This window comes from Bacillus sp. YC2 (assembly GCF_019891195.1).
Classification (GTDB): Bacteria; Bacillota; Bacilli; order Bacillales; family Bacillaceae; genus Bacillus.
This window is the reverse complement of record NZ_JAHXDO010000008.1, coordinates 65,764-80,275: the sequence shown is the minus strand read 5'-3', so window position 1 is coordinate 80,275 and position 14,512 is coordinate 65,764. Positions and strand designations below refer to the sequence as shown.

The following is a 14,512-nucleotide window of genomic DNA, read 5'->3' as shown; positions in this document are numbered from 1 at the left end:
ACAGGAAATACCAAATAAAGAGACCGTCCCGTTATTTTCTAAAAAGCACAAAAAAGATGCCTCCGTAAAAGCCGGACGGCATCTTTTTACATCTGTTATTTACTGAATCGGCTTGAGGCGCGCTTCTATTTCAGAACGGCGATGCTCAAGATACGGAGGCAGCGCAATCGTTTTACCGAGCTCCTCTGGCGCTTCATCCACCATAAACCCCGGGCCGTCTGTCGATAATTCAAAAAGGATTCCGTTCGGCTCCCTGAAGTACAGCGCTTTGAAATAATAACGCTCCACAATGCCGGAGTTGCTGAATCCCTCTTTGCTGATGAGGCGGTGCCAGGCGGCAAGCTCCTCATCATCTTTAACGCGGAATGCGACATGATGAACGCTCCCTTTTCCTTGGCGCTCACGCGGAAGATCGCTTCTTTCGATCAGATGGATTTCTGTCGCCGCCCCGCCGTCTCCGGATTCTAACACCGTGACGGTTCCCCGGCCTTCATGTGTTTCTTTTCCGATTTCCGTGAATCCCAATATATCAGTTAACACACGCAGGGTCGGTTCAGCGTATGGAACGGTCAATTCAACCGGACCGAGGCCGCGGAAAGAATATTCTTCAGGAATGCCGCTTTGTTTCACAGCTTCACCGATGTTTCTGCCTTTTTCATCAGCCGTCAATATCAGCCGCTGTCCCTCATGGTCTTGAAAAGCAAGAGTGTCTCTTCCGGCTGTTTTTATGATGTCACCGTGAGCGACCTGATGCTCCTCGAATCGTTTTTTCCAATATTGAAGAGCTTGTGTGTCCGGCACGCGCAGACCGATAGAAGAAATGCTGTTTGTCCCTGCATGAAACGGCGCGATCCGGGGAATTTCAAAAAACGTCAGCTCAGAACCCGGATTGGCAGCTTCGTCTCCGTAAAACAAATGATACATTGTCGGCTCATCCTGATTGACGGACTTCTTCACAAGTTTCAATCCCATGACCTTACTATAGAAATCTAAGTTTTTTTGTGCGTCAGCCGTTAAAGCCGACACATGGTGAATTCCCTTAACCTTCATTTTGTTATCCTCCATTTAATTATCTCGATTTCGAGATATTCTATATATACAACCTATTTTATTCGGAGCATAAAGTCAATACATCTGCTCCGCAAATCAGGTCTCCCTCCTGTCCCACGAAAAAACCACGAACTATTTCTCCACCGTAATAAATAATATTCGTTATTTCAGACAAAACATTTCCGTTTCCAAGAATAAAAACCTGTATTTATAAGGAAATAATCAAAATCAGAAAATTTATTTAATTCGTGTTTCAGCAAATAGGGTTTACAATATGTAAAATAGTTTTTTCAACAAGAAGCTTTTACATTGGAGGGACAGGATATGCAGACTGAAGAAAATGGATTAAAAAAAGAGATCGGAATTACAATTGCCCTCTCTCTTGTCATCGGCACCATTATCGGTTCCGGCGTATTTATGAAGCCCGGCACCGTGCTTGCCTACTCCGGTGATTCGAAAACTGCGCTTTTAGCATGGCTGTTAGGAGGAATATTAACGCTTGCCGGGGGTTTGACCGTTGCGGAAATCGGCACGCAGATTCCGAAAACAGGCGGGCTGTATACATACCTTGAGGAAGTGTACGGCGAGTTTTGGGGCTTTTTGTGCGGCTGGGTTCAAATTATCATTTACGGCCCGGCCATTATCGGAGCGATCGGGTTATATTTCGGTTCCTTAATGGCGCATCTTTTCAGCTGGAATTCAGGCTGGTCAAAGGTGATCGGAATTTTAGCCGTTTTATTTTTAAGCATCATTAATATCATCGGAACGAAATACGGCGGAATCGTTCAGGGAATTACGACCGTCGGAAAACTAATACCGATCATCTGTATGATTGTCTTCGGTCTTTGGAAAGGCGATCAGCACATATTCAGCGCCGTCACCAGCAGCATTTCCGACATGAATTTCGGCGCGGCGATTTTGGCAACACTGTTTGCCTATGACGGCTGGATTTTACTTTCCGCTCTCGGAGGAGAAATGAAAAATCCTGAAAAACTGCTGCCGAAAGCGATGACGGGCGGGCTGTTAGTCGTGACCGCCGTCTATCTTTTCATTAACTTCGCCCTTTTACATATTCTTTCTGCAACCGACATCGTCAAGCTCGGTGAAAACGCGACAAGCACGGCGGCTGAAATGCTGTTTGGCGCCATCGGCGGAAAATTGATCAGCGTCGGAATCATCGTCAGTATTTTCGGCTGTTTAAACGGAAAAATTCTCGCTTTTCCGCGTATCTCATTTGCGATGGCGGAACGAAAACAGCTTCCGTTTGCCAAACAGCTTTCACGCGTACACCCGACGTTCCGCACTCCGTGGATCGCGGTGTCATTCCAGATTGCGCTCGCCGTTATTTTTATGATCGTCAGCAATCCGGATAAGCTGTCTGAGGTCTCCATTTTTATGATTTATATTTTTTACGTCATGGCCTTTTTCGCGGTATTTATCCTGCGAAAAAAGAACGCTGGCAAAAAACGCGCCTACAGCGTTCCTTTATACCCGATAGTCCCTGTTTTGGCCATCGCGGGTTCACTGTTTGTTTTAGTCAGCACGGTCATCACAGACACCTTAAGCTGCGGGCTGTCCATTTTGATCGGTCTTGCCGGATTGCCGCTGTATTTTTGGATGAAAAAAGCAAATTAAATTTTAAAAAAACGGTTCCTTTTACGGGAGCCGTTTTTTTTCATTCAAAATCACGCGCAAAAGTTGACAGGAAATTCACATCTTTTGTTATACTTTTTAAGCAAGATGTCTGAATTCGAAGTATGTTACGTTTTTTTGGCGAAGTGGGATAACATAAGAAGAACGGGATGAGACACGTTTTTACGAAAAAATCAAGAGGCGTTTTTTTCGACTTTACCTGTTTTTTTTCGACAAAAGGCTATATAATAATTTGATGTGTGCATTGTCTCATTCAAACAATGGAGGGTTTTTAATGATAAGAAGAAAAAAAGATAAGTTCTCACTCCTTTTAACAGAAATCGCAAAAAATATAGACGAAACCGCAGAATATTTTGTGAATTTTAAAGTCACGAACCAAACGACTTTGAAGGAATTTGCCGATACGTTAAAAGAGTTTGAAACGAAAGGAGATAATCATGTTCATGTCATGATTAAAGAGCTGAACAAAGCTTTTATCACTCCCATTGAACGTGAAGACATCCTTGAGCTGACGAACAGCCTCGATGACGTGCTTGACGGAATCGAACATTTTTCAGCCATGATGGAGATTTTCTCAATCACCTCTTCTGACGAACATATCGATAAGTTCAGCGGATACATCAGAGAGTGTGCGAAGGAAATTTTAATCACAATTGAATTGCTTGCAGAAAACCGATTAAAGGACATTCACCCTCACGCCATTAAAATTAAAGAATACGAGCACAGCTGTGATAACCTGCACCGTAAATCTTTAAAAAATCTGTTCGGAACAGAAACCGATCCGATTAAAGTCATTCAATACCGCGAGATTTACGAAACGCTTGAGGAAATTGCCGACTCTTGCCAAAGCGTGGCCAATAACCTTGAAACCATCATTATGAAAAACGCGTAACGAGGGGTTATCATGAGTACATTATTAATTTTAACGATCTTAATTGTCATTTGCGCTTTGATATTTGATTTCATAAATGGATTTCACGATACCGCCAACGCAATCGCCACCTCAGTTTCGACAAAAGCGCTGAAGCCGCGGCACGCGATTATCATGGCCGCTATCATGAATTTTCTCGGTGCTATGACGTTTACTGGCGTAGCAAAAACCATCACGAAAGATATTGTGAATCCTTATACATTAGAAAACGGTTCGATTGTGATCCTCGCGGCTTTGATCGCAGCGATCGCCTGGAACTTAATCACTTGGTATTTCGGCATCCCGAGCAGTTCTTCACATGCGATTATCGGGGCGATTGCCGGTGCGGCCATTGCGGCGTCAGGTTTTGCTTCGCTGAATTATAAAGGGTTTATTAAAATTATCGAAGCACTTATTTTATCACCGATTATCGCCTTTGTCCTCGGCTTTATCGTTTATTCGATCGTAAAGCTGATATTTAAAGACAGCAACTTGGCGAAAACAAACAAACGCTTTCGCAGAGTGCAGATTTTAACGGCTGCGATTCAGTCTTATACACACGGAACAAACGACGCGCAAAAAGCGATGGGTATCATTACGATGGCACTGATGACTGCAAACTTACATACTAGTGATGCGATCCCTTTTTGGGTGCAGCTTTCATGTGCGGTTGCGATGGGTCTCGGCACGTCAATCGGCGGCTGGAAAATCATTAAAACCGTCGGCGGCAAAATTATGAAAATCCGTCCGGTAAACGGCGTATCTGCCGACTTAACCGGCGCGGCCATTATTTTCGGCGCGACATTTATCCATCTGCCTGTCAGTACGACACACGTCATCTCGTCTTCCATCCTGGGCGTGGGCGCTTCTCACCGCGTAAAGGGCGTAAACTGGGGAACGGCCAAACGGATGCTCATCACATGGGTTATCACGCTGCCGATTTCAGGAACACTCGGCGCCATTGCTTTTTTTATCTTAGATCTCTTTTTCTGATACAGCACCCGCTTCTTAACAGAAGCGGTTTTTTTGTGACAGGAAAATGATGCCATGGCATAGAATGAACATAAGCAGACCATTTTTCGAATGTGAGGGGTGCTCATGCTTTTATTTTTTCAAATTATGGTGTGGTGCATGGCAGCCGCGCTTGTTTTATACGTTTATGCATCCTGGCGGTTTGAGGCAAAAGTAAAAGAAAAAATGTTTGCCATACGTAAAACGTGGTATTTACTATTTGTAGTAGGCGCCATGGTCTACTGGACATATGACCCTGAGTCCCTTTTTACCCAGTGGAATGAGTATTTAATTGCTGCCGTCAGCTTTGCCCTTATAGATGCGTTCATCTTTTTGAGCGCTTATATTAAAAAGCTCGCCGGCAATGAATTAGAGACGGATACGCGAGAAATTTTAGAAGAAAATAACCAAATGCTGCACGCCTATCTTGAAAAACTGAAAACCTATCAATATCTGTTGAAAAATGAACCGATTCATGTTTATTATGGAAGTATAGAAGCTTATGCAGAAGGGATCAGCAGGCTGTTAACCACCTATGCTGAAAAAATGAACATCACGGCTTCGCTGTGCGATTATTCCGCACAGACGGATAAGGACCGCTTAACAGAGCATATGCCTGATGCGGCGGATGTTCAGTCCCGCCTTAACCGAAAAGACGTCTACTATGATCAAAAAGGAAGGCTTGTGCTTATTCCGTTTACAGTTCAGACACGCCATTATGTGATCAAACTGACATCAGAAAACCTGTTGACGGAATTCGATTATTTGCTTTTCACATCATTAACGAGCATTTATGATTTAATGCTGCCAATAGAAGAGGAAGGTGACGGATAATGGAGCAGGCTTTTCATAACAGACAGCCGGAACAGGCGGTAAAACCGTTTAAAATTCTCAAAAAACGCTCAATGACAAGTATCGGGAGTTATCAAGTCAGCCCTCATACCGCAAGAATTTTCAAAGAAAACGAGCGGCTGATTGATAAGTATAAACGAAAAAAAGCTTGATTACACTAAAGGACAGGAGATGCGGCTCTTGTCCTTATTCCTTTTCTCCTTATTTTACATATAATAAAACCAACTACATCAGATGCGACAGGTGATCATGTGAAAAAAATTGTTCGGCGTGTGAAGTTTGTGGATTACGGACGGTTCGGGCTTTCCGCTTATTCGTTGAAGATGAAGGCGAAGAATCTCGGACTGCTGAATCGATTAAAGAAGAAAAGCTGAATCCCGGAATCATCCGGGACTCGGCTTTTTTTATGAGAGCTGCATCATGATCTTCGCTTTTACAGCCGGGCCGTAGATGCCGTCAGACGTTAAGCCGTTCACAGATTGAAAGCGGGCTACGGCGTTCGCTGTTTTCGGACCGTAGACGCCGTCAATGCCATTATTGACAGCTCCTTTTTCAGGGTAAAAATAAAGCGCGGCAAGCGCGTTTTGAACCTGGTATACCTTTTCGCCGGATGTATACGGCGTTGTCAGCTGAATCACCTCGTCCGAAAGAGGATATGTTGCCTGTATGGGCGCGCTGACATACAGCACTTGTCCGATTTGAATCAGATTCGGGTCAGCAATGTTGTTCCATTTCTGCAAGTCCGCTACGCTGACGCCGAATTTTCGCGCGATTGCTGACAGCGTGTCCCCTTTTTGTACAGTATAAGTCTGTCTGCTATCAGAACCGATCCCCGCTTTAAATTCGTCCCATGTATCCAAAAGCCTTCTCGGGCAAAGCTTGCCTGACCAATGCTTATGCTCCACGACATTTGCAAGCGGTATACTGTGCGATGCCATCAATGTGCGAATGAGCCATTGGGCGTTTGCGACAGCTTTTGGAAAATCGCCGTCTGCATTTTCACAGATTTCAATGCCGATTGATTTACGGTTGCCGTCTCCGTTCCCGTCCCCCGCATGCCAGCCGTTTTCATTTAACGGAAGATGCTGATAAATTTCTGTATCATCGACTGTGAAATGCCAGCTTGTGGGCGTATCGGGATTTTTCACATAACGCGCGTGCATTTTCGCATTAGCGCCGACAGATGTATTGGCCGTATTGTGAACTGTAATATAGATAGGCGTCATCGCATAGCCGGGGCGGTTATCGGCACCGACCGGAATAAAATCTTGAATAATGTTTACCATTTTTATCTCTCCTTACTTGGTTAAATTGTTTATTTTTAATAAAGCCTGCTGTTTTTTCCCTTTTGACGTTACATAATTGTTTTTAAACCAGGCAGCCACTGTCGTCCCGATCGTAAAAATAGCGGATCCGGCGGCATATAGCGTGTCCGCAAGCTGATTGACCTGGTCCTCCTGAATGTCTAGCGGCGACTTGCCGAACATCAGCAAGGTTTGGTTCAATAAAGCAAGCAAAAGAAGCACCGTCCTGATGACCGTGCCTTTGTCCGCGTATTTCATATCTGTGTCCCTCCTCATTTTTGCAGCAGATTGTACATGATGGCGATGGCGCCGCCGATAATGCCCGTGCATATTGCTGTCACGATGGCTCCTGTAATGGTCCGCTTAATCCATGTCGTATTTTCCTCAATTTTGTTCAGCTTCTCATTCAGTGTCATGATTTGCTGGTCCTGGCGGTCTGACACCCGCTCTAATGATGCGACACGCTGTTCTAACACCTTATGTTCGCCTTTGATTCCCGCGAATTCTTTCTGCAGCGTATGTTCATCAAGCAGCAATAATAAAACCCCCTTTTACATTGTTCTCACCCCCCTTCGGAAGCCTGTTTTCCTTAGGACACAGCCGTCCCTTTCACAGAAAGACTCCCGCCTGAGATTTTCGTGATTTCCATGACAATTTCTTTAAAGCCGGCAATATCAAATGACCATGCTTCATGTGTTCCAGACGTACCGCAAGAAGAAGTCCCGTCATCTGATTTAACCCCTCTGATCGGCAGGTTTTCACCGGAGAAAGCTCTGCCCCAGAACGCGACATCGCTTGATTCGGCTGTGCCGGTGATTTCGACGAGGAGTTTTTTTCGTGTTCCTGCTGAGAAAATATTTCCTTCTCCCGTTTCAACCGCATCTTCATGAAAAATAACATCTTCAAATGAAGCTTGCCCTTCAGTCTCGCGGTCACCCGCTCCGACAGACTGGTATAAAACAAATTCGGACTGTTTTTGGCTGCCATTTTCATAGCGGAAACGGTAATATCTTTTAGATAGACATAACCAATCGGCAGCGGTCAGCACTCCCGCCTTTACTGCTATAGATTTTGTTGCCGTCCAGAAATTGTTATCCTCACTCTCTTCGATAAAAAGAGTTCCGTCGCTATCTGAGTAAGCCCATCCCTGTACTTTTACAATTAATACGGCCCCCAAGCGGTCTTGTCCGAACTGGCTATAGACTTCAATAGCTTTAAGCGGTGTATTGGTCAGAAGCTCTGCCATCCCGGAAATATTCGCAACCGGTGTCACATAATCGTTTTTTCCGCCTCGATAAGCCTTTACCGCGCCAGGCCGGCCAATTTGATCAGCAGGAAATTCAAATGAGTACTTTTTCATTGCGCAGCCTCCTTTTCTTTGTTTGTTAACCATGTAAGACCAAATAAAAAAAGCCGCTTGGCTTATAAGGTTACATCTTTGTTTTTGCACTTTCGTATGCTTCACCCGTTATTTCTTTGAATTCCTCAGGTGTGACATACTGCGCAGCCACACCTTCAGCCAGCTCCTCAACAGAGCAATCACTATAGCCCGCGGCCTGTTTTACCATTTGTACTGAGGCCCATTTATAAAACAAAGCGTAAACCCAAAAGTTAAGATTTTTCATTTTTCATTTCTCCTTTTAAGTTCATAACATCTAATTTTAAAGCTGCTAATTGCTCGCCAAGAGACTGATTCACATGCTTAGCCTCTTGTTTCGCCAACACCTCTGCAGCTAACTGCATGCCAAGTGATTGCTGGGCTTGTTCGGCTGCTTTTCTTGCTAATTTTTCATTTGCCAGCTGTTGACCGAGATTATTAAGCTGATCAGCGAGAGGGTTAGAGTCTGACTGATCTTTTGCAAGGCTGTCTTTGTACTCTTGATCAGCTGTCTCAATCCAAACTCTATTCAACTTGTCGAATTTTGGTCTCCACATACCTGCCCCTTCTTTTAAAGGCGGTATATCAGTGGCATATTCCGGTATTTTATACTCGCCGGTTACTGAGTCTGGATATAATTCCTCCACCTCGTCAAGATATAAGCCTTCTTCATCGAACAGAAATATTGGAATCATCTTCATGCCTCCGATACAGCAAATGTAATATTATCAAGAAAATATCCTGATATGTTTGCTTCTTTATTTACAATTAAGCCTGTCAAATTTAAGGTTCCGTCAGTTTCAAAATAAAGTTTACTGATACCAGTTGTACTTTGAGTACCAACCATTGTAGAAGTTCTTTGTTTCGGTGCATGAACTTTAGGGATAACGCCAAATGTTTGTTCTCTATCCGTATTAACAAGACCCCTTAATAATAAGAGAGGACCGTAACGCGCGTATTGTGCATTTCTGCTTCCATGGGTCGCTCCATTTTTTAAAGTAATATCATTCCATGCCAAAGGAGCATCTGTCTGAACAGTTCGCCATCCCTGCCAGCCTTTATTTTTATCCAGATAATTGGTGAACATATTATTGTAATAATCAATCGCAACCACATACCCATAAGTACCGGTTCCGTCACTGTCAAGACTAGTGAAATGATAATAACCTCTTGTAGAAACAGAGGATGCAGAATTAGCTGCGGTTCCGGTAGAATAAAACGTGCCGAACCTTCTTCCGGATTGAACAATTTTGCTAAAAAAATCATCTGTATCGCCTATGGTAATAAGTTCGCCGCCATTATCCCCTGTTATTTTCCATAATTGTGCCTCATTCCATTTTGCTTTGTCAGCAGATGAAACATGTATATCTGCTTTCATTTCATGAGCATCAGTATAGGATTTTGCGGAAACAAGTGCTCTATCAGCTTTTGCCTCTGCGCCGGCGGCCGTCTCCGCAGCTGACCAATCACTGAAATCAGTTCCGTTCATTGCCGTTCTTGTATATAAAGTTTTATTTGATAAACTGAACCAATCCTGACGGGTTGCCCATTTATTTGCTGACGGATAAACCACGAGCAGGCCGGTTTTATTATCATTTTGAGGAAATTGTTTTTGCAATGCCGGATTTGCGTTCATGTAATTTGTATCAAGACGATAGGTGCCGGGCGGAAGGGTTAAATCATTTGCATCAGAAATTGAATTAACACCTCTTGTGACGAAAGCATTGCTGTTTGTATAATTTTTCGAGTCATTAAAAGCAATGTCAGCTTTCTTCTTAGCCCCTTCTGCAGTCTCAATTTGAATCCAATCCGTCCAGCCGGAAACATGCAGTGTTTTTCTCCACGTATTTCCCTGCTCATCCATTGCAAGTGCTTCACCTTGAGAAGCTTCCCCAATATATACTCCCCTCGCCGGCAGTGACGGCGTATTCACGCCATTGGGATTTGTATAGAAAAAGAAAGATTGATTCAAATCACCGGAAACTTGGTGAAAGTCAAGTCCATCTTGAATACTGATGAGGTATTTCCCCGAATCATCAGTTATCTTCGTTAATTGGCCGTTATTCCACTTCTGGCGCTCCTCCTTAGTCACATGCCGATCTTGGTCTTGAAGATGCTGATCCACATCTTTTTTTGCTGCCTGCTGTACATTGTCCACATTTCCGAGTCCGACTTGCGCCTTTGTCGTTTTATGCGGGTTGTTCATGTCGTTTTTATGGGCTGCCAGATCTGTATGGGCGTCTTTTATACCTTTTTCCCAGCGATTGACGTCATCTTCGTTAATGGGGTCGTCCGGGAGCCAGTCTGTTTTTTCTTCATATGCCATCGTTACACCACCTCAAACGTAAATCTCAAGTCGAGCGTTCTGTTGTTGCTTACGTCTACATTTGTTTTTCTTTCTGTGATGACGCTGCCTGTTTCATCGATCATCTGCACGGTTTCAATGTGCTTGATGTCTTCTTCCCGGCGTGTCAGGACGGTGACGGCGGCGTCATTTATGGTTATTTCTGCGATAGGTGTTTCTTTGCCGTTTACCAGCACTTTTGTGATTCTGCTTTTCAGGTCTGCTGCTGCGCGCTGTCTGTATGCGGTTGATATCATGGTAAGACCACCTCGTTATTGTTGAGTGTGACGGAATATCCGACTTTCAGCTCACTGGCCGTCCGGTATCTGCGATGGTTGAGAATGACACGGTCTTTCAGTTCCAGCGTTTCGTTTAATCCGGCCCTGAGTGTATAAGCCAAATGGGAGGGCTTAATGTTTTCCAGCGTCTCGATCAGCTCGCTTATGTGCTGCAGATCGTCAAGCACGATATCGACATTAAAACGGTATTCTCCCGGAAGCAGGCGGACGTGAGCAGAAGGATGTTTCAAAAAGCGGTTTAACGCCTGTTCAATGGCTTGATATGTCATCGGCGGAATATTCGACATCTTTGAAATGAGCCGCAATCGTCTCATTTCAGCCGTGTCGCCTGATTCCCTCGGTATTTTTAATATTTTTTCCCAGCGGTCAAGCCCCCACGTCGCCGTCGTGATAAACAGCTGGTCGGTCAGATCAAAAATGCCGTTATTCTGCTGATCAAATTCCGGGGCTTCCGCTTGCAGAATTTCCGCCATTTCTTTTAACCGGGTTAAAAACAGCGGGAGGCAGGCCGTCATATCATCGAGTCTGCTCAAGTATAGTCACCTGCCTGAGTGCCGGAATTTCAACGTCGCTCAGCACGAGGTTTTCCGCTGCTCCGTTGATCTTGATATCGGCGTAGTCACTGACGGACGCCGAGTTATATACGATATTGTTAATTTGTGATAAGCGAATGGTATTTTCTTCGAATGCCATTTTCTTAAATAAATTCAGGACACCCGTTTCGATTTCGGCTTTCACTTCATCAATTGAGCTGTTTAGCTCAGGAAGAACTGTGGCGGAGATCTCAATATCCTTCCATACAGCGCTTTCTACCGTTACAGATGCTCCGATCGGGGCCTGTCCTTCTCCCTGTCCTTCTTCCGGGTCAATATAATCCTTTACTTTCTGAATCAAAATGGCTGATGCCGGCTCGAGGTTCGCATTCGTGATGACGACCTTTACCGTTCCTTCTCCGTTCCAAAGCGGAAAGATTTTCGCTTTTCCGACACCGTCCACTTCTTCAGCCCATTGCTTATAGTGCTGCTTATTTGCACTGACTGCCTCGCGGCGGACACGGGTAAAGTAGCGCTCCCGCAAGCTGTCGTCGTCTTCTTCCTCACGGCCCGGGATTAAAATATCACGAATAACCGCCTTCTCAAGCCCCGGTATCGTATCTAGCGGCAGCAAGTTTCGCCCCGAAATGTTGGCATTTCCCGCTTCACCGGCCGTTTCACATTGGAGCGTTCCGTCAGCCGTATATTGAAAATACAGGTTATCGACAAAAAAACGGGACCCGGCGGGAATGGTGACGCCTGATGTAAATTCTCCGGCTCTTACTGCTTTTGTTGCAGCGGTTCTTTCAATTCCGGCTTCCGCGGCCCGCCTGTCCAGAAATTCTCCCTGCGCGGTATCGGAAAAGACAAGCTCCAGAACGGTATCAAGCCAAATATAAGATTTTGCAAGTTCAGCCGCCGCAGGTGCGAGCGCATTGTAGATTACGCTGCCCTCCCTCGTATCAATGTCAGCCGTTATGCGTGACAGCATTCTGTCCATAATGTCTTCAAATGTCTGTGCTTCAAACATCCCTGCCCATCACCTCCTCAATCTCAAGCATTCCGTCATCGGTTTCCACTGTGAAAGAGACATGGAATGCATCATCTTGTTTCTCAATCTCAAAATCTGTCACAGCGGAAATGCGGTCATCATACAGTAAAGCTTCTTCAATGAGCCTTGGAATCTCCATTTTTTTATAAGCATCGGTCGTTTCATTATCAGAAAGAACCTCCTGCAGCTCATTCCCGATATCATGGCTGAAAACGGAATACGAATAACGTTCTGTATGAAGGGCGATATAGACAAATTGCCTGATTGCTTCAAGCCCGCTTATCAGTTCATTTGTAATCCGGTTCTTTTCAAAATCAATTCGGTAGGTTTGTGAAGTTTCAATGGCTTCACTTGCATCCTCCAAATCATCAAATACGATTTCCGGTGTCAGGGCCATTGCACCCGCTCCTTTATCATTTGTTCAATAAAAAAAGCCCCCTTCATCAGATGTAGCGGTCTTTTCCTGCGCCTTTCAATAGGCTGAAATTCCGATTAATTTTCCGTCCGGATCTCTGATATAGACGGATAAAATGTCCCCTATCGCTCCCGTGCGTTTCACCGGGCCTTCCTTTTTAGTCAATCCGCACTCCGTCACATGGCGGATAACGTCCGGAATAGCAGTTTCCGTAATGAAACAGAGATCGGCTGCACCGGGTGTCGGAGTCTGTGCTTTGGGTTCAAACTCTTTATTAGATTTATTTTCTGATCACCAAAATGAAGCGCGGTTCTGCCTGCCCCGAAAGTAATGGCCTTCATGCCAGCATCCGGCTGTAAAATTGCACGGTCCGCTCGATACTGGCGACAGTGAGCACCAAATGATCCGGTCTCTCGACTTGTATGCACATCCCCTTTTTTTCAATTATGAAGGAATGCGGCTAAATTTTGTCCAGTATAAAAAACGATTGACCGCCGGTTAAGGCCGCGGTCATTACCCGTTCTCCGGGCTGGAGCTGATCGTCTCCTCCGGCTCTCATCCGTTTCGGTACAATGACGGTATCTGCCGGAATGATGAGCTTATCGTGATCCTTCAATTTCAATTCGAGCGGCGAAACGGCTGTGACTTCGGCCGGAATTAATTCTACTGGCGCCCCGGCATCAACCGCGCCGACTGCTAAATGTTTAATGGCATCACTCAGTTTCATCAGGAAGTCCCCTCCGGCATGACGTTTTTCTCTGTGACATCAATGGTCATCGTGTGTTTCGTTCCTTGGAATTCATGGCGGTCCGTATCAACGTAATACGTTTTTTTCAACCCGATTTCCGGGATTGAAATATACACCGGCAGGCCGCTTTCCAGACCCGGAATGCCGATGGCCTGAATGTTTTTCAGCTCTTTTTTCACGCCCTTTTTCTCTGCCTGCTTGACCTTTGCCCGCTGCTTCAGCTGGGCTTCGTTAATGTCGTCAGAAACCGTTTCTGTATACTGCAAGACGCCGAATGTTCTTATGCCGGAGTCGTCTTTGGCGGTTGCTTTCACCGTTTTGTTGTCTTTTTGAAGACGCATGACGACACGGGTTGCGGTATCGTCGATTGAGGTGCTGTATTGATACCCCGTGATATTGACGCCTGTTTCCAGCACCCAAACCTCCGACGGCTCCGGCCACTCTCGCAATCCCAGCCTGCCCTTTTCTGAATAAAGCTGATAATTGCGTCCCGTCTGGCTTTTTGTCTGCTTTAACGCCTTTAGAATGATATCGTAGAGACTCATATCATTTTTAAAAACGAGAGACTTGATTGTGTGGCCCGTATTGGCAATCGATGTGACGGGAATTTGAAAATCGCTGGCGATTCTCTTAATGATTTGATCGGCGCGCTGATTGGAAAACACATAGACATCTTGGTTTTTCACAAGATACTGGAGCATATCATAAGCGGTAAAGGTGACGGTATGCTCGTCCGGGGTTCTCGCAAAGACAATGCCGCGGAACAGCTCCTTACCGTTCCATTTAAATAAAACCGTATCACCCTCTGACACGCTGTAATACGTCTGGCTGCCCTGCTTGACCACAATCGTTGCTTCAATCGAACGCGGCGCCTGGTATCTGCGGCCTTCAAGTGATACGCTTTCTGTCACCAGCTCAAGCCACTCCGTTTCTTTAATGACAAATAGTTCTATCATTTCATTCA

At 45.1% G+C, this 14,512-nt stretch carries 19 protein-coding genes and 1 pseudogene; 6 read left to right on the top strand and 14 right to left on the bottom strand.

The features are described from left to right. Positions 1-99: 99 nt before the first annotated feature. Positions 100-1,050 (bottom strand): ring-cleaving dioxygenase, encoded by a 951-nt coding sequence (locus KY305_RS13930; RefSeq protein ID WP_223063043.1) that lies wholly within the window; start codon positions 1,048-1,050, stop codon positions 100-102. 324 nt (positions 1,051-1,374) lie between these two features. On the opposite strand from KY305_RS13930, the gene KY305_RS13925 reads away from it, so the two are divergent. From KY305_RS13925 to KY305_RS20070, 6 genes are all read left to right on the top strand, one after another. Continuing rightward, positions 1,375-2,685 (top strand): APC family permease, encoded by a 1,311-nt coding sequence (locus KY305_RS13925; protein ID WP_223063042.1) that lies wholly within the window; start codon positions 1,375-1,377, stop codon positions 2,683-2,685. Positions 2,686-2,977: 292 nt separating this feature from the next. Continuing rightward, complete coding sequence (locus KY305_RS13920) at positions 2,978-3,595, top strand: DUF47 domain-containing protein (RefSeq protein ID WP_214799868.1); 618 nt, start codon at positions 2,978-2,980, stop codon at positions 3,593-3,595. Between the two features lie 12 nt (positions 3,596-3,607). Then, complete coding sequence (locus tag KY305_RS13915) at positions 3,608-4,606, top strand: inorganic phosphate transporter (RefSeq protein ID WP_223063041.1); 999 nt, start codon at positions 3,608-3,610, stop codon at positions 4,604-4,606. Positions 4,607-4,711: 105 nt separating this feature from the next. Next, a complete protein-coding gene (locus KY305_RS13910) occupies positions 4,712-5,458 on the top strand; it encodes a type II toxin-antitoxin system SpoIISA family toxin (protein WP_223063040.1) in 747 nt (248 codons plus the stop codon). Further along, positions 5,458-5,628 (top strand): type II toxin-antitoxin system SpoIISB family antitoxin, encoded by a 171-nt coding sequence (locus tag KY305_RS13905; RefSeq protein WP_223063039.1) that lies wholly within the window; start codon positions 5,458-5,460, stop codon positions 5,626-5,628. Before KY305_RS13910 ends, KY305_RS13905 begins: the two co-directional genes overlap by 1 nt. Before the next feature lie 99 nt (positions 5,629-5,727). Beyond that, complete coding sequence (locus KY305_RS20070) at positions 5,728-5,850, top strand: hypothetical protein (RefSeq protein WP_316252452.1); 123 nt, start codon at positions 5,728-5,730, stop codon at positions 5,848-5,850. A gap of 30 nt (positions 5,851-5,880) precedes the next feature. Here the strand turns inward: KY305_RS20070 and KY305_RS13900 are convergent, their stop codons facing one another. The 13 genes and pseudogenes from KY305_RS13900 to KY305_RS13835 all read right to left on the bottom strand — a co-directional run bounded on the left by KY305_RS13900 (position 5,881) and on the right by KY305_RS13835 (position 14,504). After that, positions 5,881-6,762: an N-acetylmuramoyl-L-alanine amidase gene (locus KY305_RS13900; RefSeq protein ID WP_223063038.1), complete on the bottom strand. Its 882-nt coding sequence runs from the start codon at positions 6,760-6,762 to the stop codon at positions 5,881-5,883. A gap of 12 nt (positions 6,763-6,774) precedes the next feature. After that, positions 6,775-7,038, bottom strand: coding sequence for a phage holin (locus KY305_RS13895; protein ID WP_214799878.1), 264 nt, complete (start codon positions 7,036-7,038; stop codon positions 6,775-6,777). 14 nt (positions 7,039-7,052) lie between these two features. Beyond that, positions 7,053-7,316, bottom strand: coding sequence for a hemolysin XhlA family protein (locus KY305_RS13890; RefSeq protein ID WP_223063037.1), 264 nt, complete (start codon positions 7,314-7,316; stop codon positions 7,053-7,055). Between the two features lie 53 nt (positions 7,317-7,369). Then, positions 7,370-8,140 (bottom strand): phage portal protein, encoded by a 771-nt coding sequence (locus KY305_RS13885; protein ID WP_223063036.1) that lies wholly within the window; start codon positions 8,138-8,140, stop codon positions 7,370-7,372. A 70-nt stretch (positions 8,141-8,210) separates the two neighbouring features. Further along, positions 8,211-8,405 carry an XkdX family protein gene (locus KY305_RS13880; protein WP_223063035.1) on the bottom strand — a complete coding sequence of 65 codons (195 nt, stop codon included), beginning with the start codon at positions 8,403-8,405 and terminating at the stop codon, positions 8,211-8,213. Then, on the bottom strand, positions 8,392-8,853 hold the full coding sequence (locus KY305_RS13875; RefSeq protein ID WP_396021527.1) for a hypothetical protein: 462 nt from the start codon (positions 8,851-8,853) through the stop codon (positions 8,392-8,394). Before KY305_RS13875 ends, KY305_RS13880 begins: the two co-directional genes overlap by 14 nt. 1,367 nt (positions 8,854-10,220) lie before the next feature. Beyond that, positions 10,221-10,484 (bottom strand): annotated as a pseudogene (locus KY305_RS20365) (hypothetical protein); the annotation flags it as partial. A gap of 2 nt (positions 10,485-10,486) precedes the next feature. Next, positions 10,487-10,759: a hypothetical protein gene (locus tag KY305_RS13865; protein ID WP_223063032.1), complete on the bottom strand. Its 273-nt coding sequence runs from the start codon at positions 10,757-10,759 to the stop codon at positions 10,487-10,489. Beyond that, positions 10,756-11,334 (bottom strand): YmfQ family protein, encoded by a 579-nt coding sequence (locus tag KY305_RS13860; protein WP_214799893.1) that lies wholly within the window; start codon positions 11,332-11,334, stop codon positions 10,756-10,758. Before KY305_RS13860 ends, KY305_RS13865 begins: the two co-directional genes overlap by 4 nt. After that, on the bottom strand, positions 11,318-12,364 hold the full coding sequence (locus tag KY305_RS13855; protein ID WP_223063031.1) for a baseplate J/gp47 family protein: 1,047 nt from the start codon (positions 12,362-12,364) through the stop codon (positions 11,318-11,320). The genes KY305_RS13860 and KY305_RS13855 overlap by 17 nt, the downstream gene beginning before the upstream one ends. Next, entirely contained in the window at positions 12,357-12,782 is a 426-nt protein-coding gene (locus tag KY305_RS13850) for a DUF2634 domain-containing protein (protein WP_223063030.1), read from the bottom strand. Before KY305_RS13850 ends, KY305_RS13855 begins: the two co-directional genes overlap by 8 nt. 478 nt (positions 12,783-13,260) lie before the next feature. Then, positions 13,261-13,527 carry a DUF2577 family protein gene (locus KY305_RS13840; protein ID WP_223063029.1) on the bottom strand — a complete coding sequence of 89 codons (267 nt, stop codon included), beginning with the start codon at positions 13,525-13,527 and terminating at the stop codon, positions 13,261-13,263. Beyond that, entirely contained in the window at positions 13,527-14,504 is a 978-nt protein-coding gene (locus KY305_RS13835; protein ID WP_223063114.1) for an XkdQ/YqbQ family protein, read from the bottom strand. Before KY305_RS13835 ends, KY305_RS13840 begins: the two co-directional genes overlap by 1 nt. Between the last annotated feature and the right edge of the window lie 8 nt (positions 14,505-14,512).